The sequence below is a fragment of the Oleiphilus sp. HI0132 genome (assembly GCF_001635845.1).
Map to the genome: position 1 here is coordinate 1 of NZ_LWGJ01001814.1, position 14,568 is coordinate 14,568.

10 protein-coding genes are annotated in these 14,568 nt (G+C 44.8%); 4 read left to right on the top strand and 6 right to left on the bottom strand.

Annotated elements, in window-relative coordinates:
* The first annotated feature begins 185 nt into the window (after window positions 1-185).
* Window positions 186-1,289, top strand: coding sequence for an efflux RND transporter periplasmic adaptor subunit (locus A3766_RS27390; RefSeq protein WP_082865095.1), 1,104 nt, complete (start codon window positions 186-188; stop codon window positions 1,287-1,289).
* Window positions 1,289-4,465, top strand: a complete 3,177-nt coding sequence (locus tag A3766_RS27395; RefSeq protein WP_068510469.1) for an efflux RND transporter permease subunit — start codon at window positions 1,289-1,291, stop codon at window positions 4,463-4,465. Before A3766_RS27390 ends, A3766_RS27395 begins: the two co-directional genes overlap by 1 nt.
* A gap of 9 nt (window positions 4,466-4,474) precedes the next feature.
* Here the strand turns inward: A3766_RS27395 and A3766_RS27400 are convergent, their stop codons facing one another.
* Complete coding sequence (locus A3766_RS27400) at window positions 4,475-5,935, bottom strand: M48 family metallopeptidase (RefSeq protein ID WP_197479795.1); 1,461 nt, start codon at window positions 5,933-5,935, stop codon at window positions 4,475-4,477.
* Between the two features lie 351 nt (window positions 5,936-6,286).
* Between A3766_RS27400 and A3766_RS32815 the strand changes: the two genes are divergently transcribed.
* A complete protein-coding gene (locus A3766_RS32815; protein ID WP_368664571.1) occupies window positions 6,287-7,222 on the top strand; it encodes a PaaI family thioesterase in 936 nt (311 codons plus the stop codon).
* Between the two features lie 63 nt (window positions 7,223-7,285).
* Here the strand turns inward: A3766_RS32815 and A3766_RS27410 are convergent, their stop codons facing one another.
* Complete coding sequence (locus A3766_RS27410) at window positions 7,286-8,416, bottom strand: SMP-30/gluconolactonase/LRE family protein (protein WP_197470094.1); 1,131 nt, start codon at window positions 8,414-8,416, stop codon at window positions 7,286-7,288.
* 264 nt (window positions 8,417-8,680) lie between these two features.
* On the opposite strand from A3766_RS27410, the gene htpG reads away from it, so the two are divergent.
* Window positions 8,681-10,597 carry a molecular chaperone HtpG gene (htpG, locus tag A3766_RS27415; RefSeq protein WP_068510476.1) on the top strand — a complete coding sequence of 639 codons (1,917 nt, stop codon included), beginning with the start codon at window positions 8,681-8,683 and terminating at the stop codon, window positions 10,595-10,597.
* Between the two features lie 112 nt (window positions 10,598-10,709).
* On the opposite strand, the gene A3766_RS27420 is transcribed toward htpG, so the two are convergent.
* The 4 genes from A3766_RS27420 to A3766_RS27435 all read right to left on the bottom strand — a co-directional run bounded on the left by A3766_RS27420 (window position 10,710) and on the right by A3766_RS27435 (window position 14,562).
* Complete coding sequence (locus tag A3766_RS27420) at window positions 10,710-12,623, bottom strand: ATP-binding protein (protein WP_068510478.1); 1,914 nt, start codon at window positions 12,621-12,623, stop codon at window positions 10,710-10,712.
* A 24-nt stretch (window positions 12,624-12,647) separates the two neighbouring features.
* Entirely contained in the window at window positions 12,648-12,851 is a 204-nt protein-coding gene (locus A3766_RS27425; RefSeq protein ID WP_068510480.1) for a hypothetical protein, read from the bottom strand.
* Window positions 12,852-12,871: 20 nt separating this feature from the next.
* Window positions 12,872-13,516 carry a TonB-dependent siderophore receptor gene (locus A3766_RS27430; protein WP_068510482.1) on the bottom strand — a complete coding sequence of 215 codons (645 nt, stop codon included), beginning with the start codon at window positions 13,514-13,516 and terminating at the stop codon, window positions 12,872-12,874.
* Between the two features lie 83 nt (window positions 13,517-13,599).
* On the bottom strand, window positions 13,600-14,562 hold the full coding sequence (locus A3766_RS27435) for a diguanylate cyclase (RefSeq protein ID WP_068510485.1): 963 nt from the start codon (window positions 14,560-14,562) through the stop codon (window positions 13,600-13,602).
* Between the last annotated feature and the right edge of the window lie 6 nt (window positions 14,563-14,568).

A 14,568-nucleotide genomic window follows, 5' to 3' on the forward strand; every position in this document is an offset into this window, starting at 1 on the left:
GAAGCTTTAGTGGTGTTTAAAAACAGGCTATTTGAATATGAGTTCAATATATTTTACTTTTTGTGACTATTGGTCATAAAATTTTCTTCCCTTCTAGTGTATGCTATCGATATTAACTCAAGGCCTTAGTTTACTGACGTTTTAAATGGCCATCCTTTATTGATTGATTAGCTTTTAAGTGAGGCATGATGAACCGCTCTTTAGTTTTTTCTATTGTTATGGCAATAGTCGCTACCCTGTGGATTCTATCGGGGAATTTTAAAGATGATGCCGAGCACCAAGGACAGGACGTTATTGCGGAATCATCTCAGCGCGATGAAGGTTTGTTCCGCGTGACCGTAAAGCAGTTTAAGGCACAGGAGCTCACACAGCGTATCGACTTGCAAGGTGAAATAGATGCCGATAGAAATGTTGATATTCGTGCTGAGACCGAAGGAGCTATTGCTAAATTGATCGCCAAGAAAGGTGATCGAATGACAGCCGGTCAACGTGTGCTCAATTTGGCGATGAATGATAGGCAGGCTCGCTTGGCAAGGGCTAAAGCGGATCTTAAGGTTGCAAGGGCCGAGTTGAAATCAAGCTTAAGTCTGAAGGAAAAGAATCTCTTATCCGAAAATCAGCTGCAACAAAATCAGGCGAATGTAATGGCGGCTGAAGCCGCGGTTAAAGAGGTTGAGCTGGAAATCGAACACACCCATATACTTAGCCCTTTTGCGGGTGTTTTAAATGACTTACACGTTGAGCAGGGTGACTACGTTGCTCCAGGCACTGTGTTGGCAACAATTGTCGACGATCAGGCGCTTATCATTAGTGCTGATGTTCCTCAGCAGCACGTTGCCAAATTAGCTTTGGGGCAAGTGGTTGAGGCAAAGTTACTCAATGGTACTGAGCTAAAGGGCAAGATCACTTATATATCGAGCATTGCTGATTTGGCGACACGCGCTTTCAGAATAGAGGCCTTGGCGCAGAATTCGTCTCAAGTAAAACGCTTTGGCCAAAGCGCTCGCGTTAGTATTTTGCTTGGCCAGCAAAAAGCCCACAAACTTTCTCCTTCATTATTAAGCCTTGATAGTCAGGGTGAACTGCAAATTAAAGGACTCGATGTTGAGGGGCGGGTAAAAGCATATCCGGTTGAACTCTTACGCAGCGAGAATGATGGTGTTTGGCTAGGCGGTTTACCCGAGGTGCTTGAGCTTATTACCGTCGGGCAAGGTTTTGTTTCGGTTGGTGAAAAGGTCAGCCCTGTTCGAGTTTCGGCAGAAGATAAGGCGTCAGGAGTAGATTCTTAATGAAAGAGTACTTTGGTACGGCACCAAAAACGCCAATCGACTGGGCGATAGAGCGTCGCCGTGCTGTGCTGTTGGTCTTGGTATTTTTACTAATATCCGGGATTTTTGCTTATCAGAGTATCCCAAAAGAGTCTGAGCCGGATATTGCCATTCCTATTGTTTACGTATCGATGTCGCATGAGGGTATTTCACCTGAAGATGCCGAGCGCCTACTTATTCGGCCAATGGAGAAAGAGCTTAAGTCGATAGAGGGTGTCAAAGAGATGAGCTCCGTTGCCTCCGAAGGGCATGCATCGGTGACGCTTGAATTTGATGCCGGTTTTGACAGTGATACGGCCTTGGATGACGTCCGTGAAAAGGTTGACCGTGCCAAATCAAAGCTACCTGCGAGTAGTGATGAACCTGAAGTTAATGAAGTAAACGTCGCTCTGTTTCCAGTTTTCAGCATGAGCTTGGCAGGCCCTATTCCTGAGCGGCAGTTATTGGCTATTGTGAGAGATCTAAGAGATGACTTGGAGGCGCTTCCTGGGGTGCTGGAAGTCGATATTGGCGGCGAGCGCGATGAAGTATTGGAAATTATTGTTGACCCGCTGGTACTGGAAACATACCAGATAAACTTTGAGACCGTGTTGAGCATTGTTAATCGTAATAACCAGTTGGTTGCTGCTGGCGCCATAGATAGTGGTTATGGTCGTCATGTCATTAAAGTGCCGGGTGTTATTGAGGATCTGGAAGATATTATGGCCCTGCCGATCAAAGTGGTTGGTGATAGGGTGGTGAGTTTTAGGGATGTTGCGACGGTAAGGCGCTCCTTTAAAGACCCGACAGGGTTTGCTCGTGTAAACGGGGAGTCTGCTTTGTCTTTAGAAGTTAAAAAGCGTGTCGGTTCAAACATTATCGAAGTGATTGAAAGCGTTAAGGCTATTGTTAAAGAAAAACGTCAATTTTGGCCTGCTGCGGTCAAGGAAACGTTTATTCTCGACAAGTCGGGCGAAATCAGAGATATGCTCCAAGATCTGCAAAACAACGTGTCGAGCGCGATTATTATGGTCATGATCGTCATTGTTGGAGCTTTGGGCTTACGTTCTTCATTCTTGGTGGGCATAGCTATTCCAGCATCCTTCCTTAGCAGTATTATGATTATTAATATGATGGGTTTGACCTTGAATATTGTGGTGCTGTTTAGCTTGATTCTGGTTGTCGGGATGTTGGTAGATGGAGCCATTGTTGTTGCCGAGTTAGCCTCACGAAATCAAAGTAAAGGGATGTCGGCAGCGAAAGCTTACGCAAGTGCATCAAAGCGGATGTCATGGCCGATCATCGCATCGACCGCGACAACGCTGGCTGTTTTTCTTCCCTTGATTGCTTGGCCGGGTGTTGTCGGCGAATTCATGAAGTTCTTACCCATTACGGTGATGATTTGTTTGATGGCATCGCTTGTTATGGCTCTGGTATTTTTGCCCGTTTTAGGCTCATGGTTAGGAGGGCAAACTAAGGCTAAAGGGAAGTTAGTAGACGAGTATGAACGTGATGGAGGTCATCCGCATACAATAAGCTCATTGAATGAAGAAGCCGGTGTGATGAAACGGGCCTATGTTTCAAGCTTGAGTGCCTTGCTGAAGAGACCGGGCTTAACATTTATCGGTGCACTGGGCGTCATAGTCTTCAGTTATGTCGCCTATGGGGCTTTCGGAAAGGGTGTAGAGTTCTTTCCAGATGTCGAACCGGATAGCGCGCAGGTTCTTATTCACGCTAGAGGTGACTTATCGATACATGAAAAAGATGCCTTGTTAAAACAGGTTGAACGTCGGTTTTTAAGTCTGATTGAAGGCAAAAACGAGCTTGAATCAATTTATGCCCGTTCTTTCAATCAAGCTCAGAATGCAATGGCCGAGGATGTGATCGGTTCAATTCAGTTTCAATTTGTTGATTGGGATAAGCGGCGTGTAGCGTCAGAAATTCTCACAGAAATGGAGGCGATGACCGCTGATATTTCAGGTGTAAAGTTGGAGTTTCGCAAAGCAGAGAATGGCCCTTCTGGCGGTAAACCGATCAAGTTGCAGGTTAGTGCAATCTACCCTGAGCACACTGAGCAAGCGGTTGAGCTTATCCTCTCAAAGATGGAAGCCCTCGAAGGTTTTAAAGATATTGAGGATGATCGAGCGCTACCGGGTATCGAATGGCGACTAGATGTAGATAGAGAGGCCGCAGCACGTTTTGGTGCCGATATCGCTTTGATCGGTAGCGCCATTCAAATGATTACGAACGGCTATCGCGTTGCCGACTTTAGACCGGACGATACGATAGAGGAAGTCGATATTAGTATTCGCTTCCCTGAACAGTTCAGAAACCTCAATCAGTTTGATAATTTCAGAATCCAAACCTCAAAAGGCATGGTGCCCATTAGTAACTTTGTGTCGCTGAATCCTGCGCCGAAGAATGGCACGATAAAACGGGTTGACGGTAAACGGGCTATTACGATTCAGTCAGATGTTCTTGAAGGACTGCTACCTAGCGAGCGCCTACAAGCTCTGCAAGCTGAGTTCGATCTGTCAGAATTTAAGCCAGATGTACGCATCGCCGTAAAAGGGGAAGAACAGGATCAGAAGGAAACAGCAGAATTCCTCGGTACGGCTTTTATGACGGCAATCTTTCTAATGCTTTTGATTCTCGTCATACAGTTCAACAGCTTTTATCAGAGTATTTTAGTATTGAGTGCGATTGTCTTTTCAACCGCGGGGGTTTTACTGGGCCTGCTGATCACAGCTCAGCCTTTCGGTATCGTGATGGTCGGCTTGGGTATCATTGCCTTGGCAGGTATCGTTGTGAACAATAATATTGTATTGATTGATACCTATAACTCGTATATCAACAATGGAGTTAGCCCTTATCAGGCGGCTTTGATGACGGGTGAGATTCGTATGCGACCCGTGTTATTGACTGCAGGAACCACTGTTCTTGGTTTGATACCGATGGTCTTATCGATGAATATCGACTTTATCAATCGCGACGTAGCTTTTGGTGCACCTTCTACACAGTGGTGGACTCAGTTATCTAGTGCCATTGCTGGTGGATTGGCGTTTGCCACAGTCCTCACCTTGTTTCTAACACCGGCTTTACTGGTACTTGGTGCTAATACTCGCCAATGGATATCAAGCAAACAAAACGGTTCCTAATTGGTGTTTCTATTCAAGTGTCACCGAGCTAATGCTGGTTTTAACCTTTTCGCCTGTTTTTAAGTGATAAACAACTTTGGCAGGATAGTAGGGGCTGCGTTTTTGCGCCGGAATCGTTTCGTTAATTGACCATTCTTCAATCTTAATTACTTTTCCATTTGCGTCAATTAGCTGCGTGCGCAACTGTAGAGCGCCAATGTTCAGTGGACTATGGTTTTCTATTGTCACCAATAAAGGCCCTTTAGGGTCTTGAACATGCTTGGCCTTTAAGTATTTTTCCGGTGTTTGCTTAATTTCGATTAGGGCCAGTTTTAGTTTTGCCTGTTGACCTATATCGCCTTGCGCCTGGGCTGCTTGTGCATAGTACTTAAGTGCTTGTTCCTGATTCTGAGACTCGCTGTATAGCTCTCCTAATTGTAGGGCAGCAATACTTGTTGGTAGTAAACGCATGCTATAGCGATAATCATCAATGGCATAGCTAGATTGGCCTAGAGCGGCATAGCTTTGAGCACGCTTTAAGTAATAAGAAAATTGATTTGGGTTGAGCTCTGTGGCGCGCATATGGGCCGCAAGTGCAGAATCTTTATTTCCCTTAGCGGCCAATGCATCGCCTTTTATGGCGCTAAATAGTGCTTCTTTAGGTTCTATATTACTTGCTTTAGAAATAAGGCTAAGCGCCAGGTCGTAATCTTTTTGTGCCAGGGCGGCATTCGCCTGGTCTGCCAGGTCGTAAGCTTCTTGTTTACTCTTGAGGTAGGCGATGGCTTGTTGATACGCCTCTTTACCCGAGAAGGCGTCTTTGACAGGGTTTGAGGCAGCGTATTTGATATTTGCTTCTACCCGTTCTTGAGAGGGCGGGTGTGAAGCAAATAAACCGTCAAGCCATGAACTTTTTTGCTGCTTTGATAGTGAGACAAAAACCTTTTGAAGTTCAACAGCGCCCTGCAGGTTGTAGCCAGCCTTAGCCATATATTTCATGCCGTAGTGGTCTGATTCCAGCTCGTGGTCGCGTCCATATTTGGCAGTGGTTAACCTTGCCCCTAAGTTCGCACCGCCAATAATTAAGTCTCGATAGTCATTATTCGCCAAGCCTAAACCCAGGCCCGCCATGCCGACTTGAACCAGTAAATTATCACGCTGACGCTGGGCGCCGTGTCTGGCAGCAGCGTGAACAATTTCATGACTAAGCACTGCAGCTAGTTGAGCTTCACTTTCCAGCTTTAAGAGCAGGCCACGATTAATAGCAATCTTGCCTGATGGCAGGGCCCAAGCATTAGGGACTGAGTTATTGAGAACGACAAACTCATAGGGAAGTTTTGGGACATCACTAAGGGCGGCGAGCCTCATACCAACCGTGCTGACATATTCACTAAGCTTCGGATCAAGGTTGTAGGCGCCACCTTGTGATTGCTGTGCTGGTTGGTATTGTTGCTGGCCTATTTTAACGTCTTCAGAAAAAGAGCTGAACATTAGCTGCTTTTCTCCGGTTACCGGGTTTACAGAGCAAGCGCTACAGAGCAAGGTTAGGCAGAGTAGAAGATAAGTAAAAATGGGGCGCATAAGACAATACCGGGTTCTAGTTAACAGTAAGTCAATTTTGCGCTAATGGATTCACTCTTTTCAATAGCAAATGAGTAATTACTATTGTTATAAATAGGATGCTAGGTGGAAATCTCCTGATTAATTACATTTCTTAAAAAGTGTGACATTGGTTATACTTCGGCGCTTCAAATATGTTAGCTGATAAGGAGCTGACATTTTATGCTTAACTAGAATAAGCGTTCCCAGCTAAATTATGTAACGCTGATTGTGAGAGAATGAATGAGAGACGAAACCATGTTGTTTACCCAAGTCGAAAGCTTTGTAAGCGTATTGGCTCAGTGCCAGGAGTTGGGTATTAAGGTTGTTTCTGCAAGAGAAAACGAGCTGATACTAGAATTGCCTTACAGCGAGAAGATTATCGGTAACCCAGATTCAGGGGTTATTCATGGTGGTGCGATTACCACCTTGATGGATACGACCGCAGGTGCCGGTGTGCTATGTGCAATGCCGGAGTTTGAACTCTGCCCAACACTAGATTTGCGTGTTGACTATATGCGCCAGGCAAAACCGGGGCAGTCAGTATTCGCGAGAGCAAGCTGCTACCGTTCAACCAACAATATCTTGTTTATGAAGTGTGAGGCTTATCAGATTGACCGGACTGTGGCGCATTGTGTCGCAACCTTTATGCGTATGGGCGAGAAGGGCATTCCTTCCTTAGATGTGATGACGAAAGATATTCCTGTTTATCAATCAAAGAATATTGGCAAGGTTTCTCTGCCCGAAGATTTTAAAGATTCGGTGATACAAGCGCGCGACAAGAGCGACTACAAGATACTGACCTCAGCTATTCCTTATGCGCAATTGATTGGCATTGAATGCCTGGATGATAGAGGAGAGCTAACCTTTAAGTTAAATCAGAAGGAAGGCAATATTGGTAATCCTATTCTTCCCGCAATTCATGGTGGTGTCATTGGTGGCTTTATGGAATTGTCTAGTGCTATGTATTTGCTGGTATCTCAGTCGACTTTGAAATTTCCCAAAATTATTGATTTTTCATTAGATTACTTACGTGCCGGTGCAAACCAGGATACCTATGCCTATTGTAATGTGACCCGCCAGGGTGGCCGCGTTGCTAATGTCGAAGTTCACGCCTGGCAAGAAAGCCGCGATAAGCCAATTGCCTTGGCCAGAGCGCATTTTTTGTTAGAGGATTAGGTTTTTCAAAGGGGTCAGACTCGATTGAAATTCAATCGAGTCTGACCCCTTTGAAATTCAACCTCAATGCCCAGGGTAAGCAGTGGTATCGGTCTTCAATTTAAATATCTGATAAGGGCCTTTTTCTTGAATGTACTGGTCAGGCTTGGCTATCACACTTTGTAGCGCACTAGCAGTAACGTATAACCAGCCATTCGGGCCGAAGCTGAAACCATCAGGCCAGCGAAGCTTCTTGTCTTTGTAAAGTGTTTGTATGGAACCATCAGAGCGCATCTGTATGATAGCCGAATGCTCCAGATCGCTGATGTATAGAGTGTCCTCATCATCGATAGTGATGCCATCGCTCATGGTCTTTTCACCAAAAGCTTCGATTTTAGTTTTCAGCGCTTCTGCACTTAGTGCAGGATTATTCAAATCACTTACCCGTACGCGCCACATCTTCTCGTCGGTAACGGGAGCAAAGTAAAGCCATTCTTCGTTGCGGTCTAGCGCAATAGAGTCAACGCCAGGGCGAATAGCAAAAACACCAAACATCAGCATTTTCACACCTTCGACATGAGGAACATAGTAGTCCGGGTCGACCGAGTCGTGGTCTTCAATAGCAATACGAGCACGCTGTTCTATCACATCATAAACGATGATAGATGGGCTAAGACCTATGATACTTGCATTGGCGATATAGATGCGTGTGCCATCATGACTGACTTGGAAGTCATTCATATGTGAGCCTAGCCCTGCAATATCTGAACTAAAACGATGATGATGCACAACCTCGCGGGACTCAATATCCACGGCAAGGATCTGAGGTGTTTCTTGCCCATGGTCACCATAGTCGAGTAGCCATAAGCGGCCTTGTCTGTCTAAACGCATTGATAGAACAGTACTCAAGTTAAGACCAGCTGGTGACTCGAACTCAAATGGTTTGGCTTCGCCATCAACCAGTTCTGCGATGTTATAGGGTGGAAAACCTTCCGGATGATAAGTGAAAAAGATGCGCTCATTTTTCGAGACTGCGATGTTTCCAGGAGGGTAGGGCAGGTCAGCAACTTTGATAAGCGCTTCAGCCGGGAGCAGGGGCTGGCCACTTCTATCAGGGAAGGCATCGCCGCCGCCGTAGAAACCATCGAGTGCGGCCGCACCGAGGCCAATAATCAAAACAACTGCGAATAATAGTGTGGTAAGGGCTTTTAACATGATTCTCAATTTATCTTTGTAAAGGTAGGTGGAGGGCATTAAACCATAATCTGGCTTTGTGCGCGAAACAGCTCGAAACAAAACACGATAAAAATTACTTGAAATTAAAAATGCCATCCCCACATAAGGTTTCAAGGCTTTTCAGGTCGGTGGTAAGCAAGGCTGCATTGATAATGCAGTCCCTCTCATAAGTTTGAGATAAATTGCTGCCGGAAAGCGACAAATCAATTTTTCTGAACAACGAAAAACGAGAGAAACAAATATATGTCAGCACAAGATAATTTAGAAGCAAAGCAGGAAACCCTTGGCTTTCAAACAGAGGTTAAGCAGCTTCTACATTTGATGATCCATTCCCTTTATTCAAATAAAGAGATCTTCTTACGCGAATTGATTTCAAATGCTTCCGATGCAGAAGATAAGCTGCGTTTTGAAGCGCTATCTAACAACTCTTTGTACGAAGACGATGGTGATCTGAAGATTCGTCTAGAGTTTGATGAAGAAGCCAAGACAGTGACATTAACTGATAACGGTATCGGTATGAATCGTGATGATGTCATTAACCACTTAGGTACGATTGCCAAGTCAGGCACTGCCGAGTTTATGTCTAAGCTAACAGGTGATAGCCAGCAAGATTCTCAGTTGATTGGTCAGTTCGGTGTTGGGTTCTATTCCGCATTTATTGTTGCCAAGAAAGTTGATGTATTCACGCGTAAAGCGGGTACAGATAAAGCGGAAGGTGTTCACTGGAGCTCCGAAGGTGAAGGTGAATTCACCATAGAGAATATCGAGCGTGCCGAGCGTGGTACTTCGATTGTGCTTCACCTGAAAGAGGAAGAGGCTGAGTTTGCTAACGGCTGGAAGCTACGTAGTCTGGTTAAGAAGTATTCTGACCATATCGCCTTCCCGGTTGTGATGAAGTCTGAGCCAATGCCTGCTGAAGAAGGTAAAGAGCCAGAAGAGCCAAAAGACGAGACAGTCAACGAAGCCACAGCGCTTTGGTCTTTGTCTAAGTCTGAAATCAAAGAAGAAGAGTATCAATCTTTCTATAAGCATATTTCTCATGACTTCCAAGAGCCACTAACTTGGTCTCATAACCGTGTTGAAGGTAAATTGGACTACACAAGCTTATTGTATATTCCTTCAAAAGCGCCTTTTGATATGTACAACCGCGATGTACCGAAAGGGCTCAAGTTGTACGTTCAGCGTGTTTTCATCATGGATGAAGCTGAGCAGTTCCTGCCTCTGTACCTACGGTTTGTTAAAGGTATTGTTGATACTCGCGATCTTTCGCTGAACGTCTCTCGTGAAATCTTGCAGAGTGACAAGACCGTTGAAAGTATGAAGACTGCTTTGACCAAGCGTGTTCTTGATATGTTGACCAAGATGGCGAAGAACGATGCTGAAAAGTATCAGTCTTTCTGGGATGAGTTTGGCCAGGTAATCAAGGAAGGCTTGGCTGAAGACTTTGGAAATAAAGAGAAAGTTGCCGGTTTATTACGTTTTGCGTCCACTGAAGGGGATAGCAAGCAGACAGTTTCTCTAGCGCAGTACATTGAACGTATGCAAGAGAGCCAAGACAAGATCTACTATGTTAGCGCTGAGAGCTATGCAGCCGGTATCAGTAGCCCTCACATGGAAATCTTCCGTAAAAAGGGTATTGAAGTGCTTGTGCTGAGTGATCGTGTTGATGGCTGGATGATTTCTTACTTGAGTGACTTTGACGGTAAGCACTTGCAAGACATCACCAAAGGCGAGCTAGATCTAGGTGATATCGAAGACGAAGAAGACAAAAAACAGATCGAAGAAGCGAGCAAAACTTATGAAAGCTTGATCGGCCAGATCAAAGACTTGTTAAGCGACAAGGTTGAAGAAGTTCGTGTTACTAATCGTCTGACTGACTCGCCAGCTTGCTTGGTGGCCGGTGCACACGATATGGACGCACAAATGAAGAAGATCATGGAAGCAGCTGGTCAGGCTGTTCCAGAGACTAAACCAAGCTTCGAAGTGAACCCGGAGCACCCATTGGTTCAGAAGTTGAACGAAGAGCAAAATGATGACCGTTTCAACGACTTGGCCAACGTCTTGTTTGACCAGGCAGCCTTGGCTAGCGGCGAACAGCTGAAAGATCCAGGTGCCTTTGTGTCTCGTTTGAATAAGCTATTGTTGGATTTATCTAAGTAGTTCATTACATTTCGACACAAGTTAAATAAGAAGGAGTTTGGTTTCGGCCAAGCTCCTTTTTTTTGTTTTATCCTAGTCAAAAGTAAAATGGGTAAAGGCTAGCGATTCTGAGCTATTTAACTCTAATCGGAATACTTACCGAGAAAGTCGTGCGCCCAACTTCACTCTCAAAATCAATATTTCCTTGATGCTTATCGACAATTTTCTTACAGATTCCTAGTCCTAAACCGCTGCCTTCTCCGGCTGGTTTTGTGGTAAAGAAGGATGAAAATACCTTTTCTTGGATATCCTCAGGAATTCCTGGACCGTTGTCGGTGAACTGCACAAGAATATTACCCTCCTGTACTTTGGTAGAGACCGATAATTCACCTTCATTATGCATTGCTTGAAGTGCGTTATGGGTTAAGTTGGTCCAGACTTGGTTTAGTTCGTCGGGGTAGCAGAGTGTTGAGGGTAAATCACCATAGTCCAAGTGCACTTCACAGCCTTGCTTAAACTGGTTCTGGTAAAGCACCAAGACTGTTTTAATGCCGTCGTTGATATTGCTTTGAATCATTTCTCCGCTGCAGTCTTGATGAGAGAAACTCTTCAAGGCAAAGACTATTTTTGATACGCGCGCGATGGCGGTATGAATGGTCATGTTGTTTCTTCGAATACTCGTAAGGGAGTGAGCGAGGGAAACGATTTTGTTATTTTCAGGGTCGAGAATTTCAGGTTTTAGTGCGCTGAGCTGATCGTGTAAGCCCATTTCCAATAGCAATTCTGCTAGATCTTCAGCACCTTCCTGATGATGGGGAGCAAGTTCTTTTGATAGAGAGCGCTTAATTGCCCTTTCCTCACGCGTGCTAAGGGAGTCGGAATGATTATTCGTCGACCTCCCTATCAGCGAGATGATCTTATTCAGTGCTTGAGCGTCAGGGTCGGGGCTTTTTTCCAGAATAGGTTTCAGTTGGGTAAGGTGGTCTTCCAAACTCATAGAGGTATTACTGGCCGATGCGCCTATTGCCCCGAGAGGCGTATTGATTTCGTGAGCAATACCTGCGATCAGTTGACCAAGTGCTGCAATTTTTTCTGAGTATATTAACTGCTGTTGGCTTTCTTCTACTTTTTTGAAGGCGTTAAGTAACTCTTCGTTCTTCTTATGCAGCGCCTTTGTTCGCTCATTAACTTTTGCGTCAAGCGTTAAATTATATTGCGCTTGTTCTAGGTAATTTTCTTCCAGGTTTTTAGCCATGTCGGTGAAGTTATGACTGAGTTCGGCAATTTCATCAGTACCAGTTATTGCGGCGTTATGGACTTTAGTGAAGTTTCCGTTTGCAATTTCTTTGGTGTAAGCGCTTAAACGCACTATGGGCTCAACTAAGCGCTCTGCTAACTGAGAGATCAGCACAAAGGCGACTAACAAAATCGCTCCGGCACTATAAAATGCCTTGTTCGTTTGTTCTTCTTGTAGTTGAGTATTTTCTGCAATAGATTGGGTGATCACTTTGTTCAGTTTTTTCAGCGAATATAGAAGGTAAATATCACCCCAGTGGGATTCTCCAATAGTTATCGGTACGCGGTATTCAAGTGAAGAGATCGGAAGAGCGCTGTCTTCAGGGTTATTAATCCCGAGGACTGAAATACTATCAGGGGTTTTTATGCTCACCTGACTAATGCTGCCATGATTTGTCGGCTGATAGGGTAGCTGTTGCTGCAACGGATCTGATGTGTGGATAAATACTTTGCCGTTTTTGGATACTAAAATAGCTTGCTGCAGCTCTGGTGTGTTGTTGACAGAATCGTTAATAATTTGGGTTAGAGAAAAAAGATTGAACGATGCCAGGTTTTCTGCGATCGAGCTACTCAACGCTTGGGCTTGGACGAGTGCTTGTTGGTTGAGGTTATGTTTTAGCAGAACGATACGCTTCTCTAACTCGGTATCAAATGCTTGCTTGTGTAGGTTTATTTGAAGGTGAGTGCTGACATAAAGCACAAGTAAAAGTGCACTAGCAATGATGAAAAGTAGTTTGTTGCGAATTCCCATGCTTAGACTTCTGTCTCCGTACAGCTACTTATTGGATAAATGCTCTCTTAAGCAGGTGAGTATATCCTCTATTTCCCAGGGCTTGCCAAAACAGGCGGCAAGATTCGCTTGTTCATAGGCTTCTTGGACTGCTGAGCTATCGGCATGACCCGTGAGTATTATCTTGATGATATCAGGGAACATGGCATGAACGTCAATCAAGAACTTATCGCCTTTGGTAACAGGCATAATGTAGTCCGAAATGATGGCTACAATCTGTTCACCATCTTTAAAGGGCCTGTACCATCGCGATACGATGCATTGAGCTTCCTTGATTGGTCACTTCCGATGCCTGCGCTTAGTGTTGTTTCTTGTGTATTCTGAGCCGTTTTGGTGATGATGTTAATTACGGCGACAAAAGCATTGGCTCCGTAGAGTGCTGAGCCAGGGCCACGGACAATTTCTACCCGGCTAATGTCATCGACAATAAAGTTGTTGTAAGAGCTTAGTGCACCACCATTTACCAGGTTGTTATTGTTAGCGTGGCCATTGATTAGAAATAATACTTTTTCACTGAAGTCTGTTTTTAGCCCTCTTATCTCGAGGGTAGACCTTCCCATATTAGTTTGGTAAACACCTAAGCCAGGTACGCGCTTTAGTGCGTCCATTAGGTTGCGCGCACCCATTCTTTTTAAGTCAGCAGCGGTAATGACGGTAACACTTGCTCCACTTTTCTTAATATCTTCCAAAGTCTTAGTTGCCGTAGAAACATAAGTCTCTGCCTGTAGCCACTGTATTTCTTCTTGTAATGGCGATACGGATTGAGCAGGGGCTAATGTTTGGGAAAGTGCTGATGCGCTAGCGGCGGCAAGAATAGCAAAGCTTATGTTTTGAAACTTTGAGCGGCGGATCATAGTGACTCCAAAATATTATTAGAATTGTCGTGGTTGATGACGTTATCTCTAGCGCGACACACCTTTCGGCGGCACGCTAGATTTTAACTATGGGAGAATGTATTGGTCTGGTTTCGCCCGCCTTCTTTAGAGGCATATAAGGCTTGGTCAGCTTGTTCAAGCCAGGTCATATAGTCGCTAGTGGCTTCAACAGCCTGACTAATTCCCAAGCTAATGGTAAATTTGATTGTTTTACCGTCATGAACAACTTCCATGGCTTCGATCTGTTTGCGAACACGTTCGCAGAAAACCATGGAATGTTCGGCATCGGTGTTACCAAGAATAACGCCAAACTCTTCACCACCGTAGCGGCCGGCAATATCAGTTTTACGAAGGTTATCCCGAAGTGCCTGAGAAACTTGCCTGATTACTTCATCGCCGGCTTGGTGACCATAGGTGTCATTTACCTTCTTGAAGTGGTCAATATCAAACATAATGACAGAGCAAGTCGTGTGATAGCGCTTATAACGGCTAAACTCTGCTTCTAGGCACTCTTCCCAATAACCTCGATTGTTTAGCCGAGTCAGGCGATCAGTTCGACTCAGCATTTCTAATTCAGAGTTCGCTCGTTCCAGTGCGTTCCGGTTCGCGGCAATATCAGTCACGTCATAGAGAATGATAGCGATATGGTTTACCGTTCCATCAGCAGATACCAAAGGTGAGATGGTCACGTTTTGGTACATGAATGGTTCTGTGCCGGTAATTGGGCGGTAGTTTTTGAATTTGAACAGATAAGGTCGCTGCTCCCAGGTCATAAAGGAGCGGTTTTTTAACATAAACACTGAATTAGATTTATGCTCTAGCCAATCTCTGGGCAAATCAGGGAATAAGTCAAAGAGATTCTTGTCTTTGGTCTGCAATGGAGTTATGCCGCTATGGCTCTCCATGAAACTGTTCCAAACTTTAATGCTAAAGTTGCGATCCAGTACCACGAGGCCGACATCGATGGTTTGCAGCATATCCATCAGCCAGTGAAATTCTTTTATATCTATCTGTGATCGTTCCATAGTTCG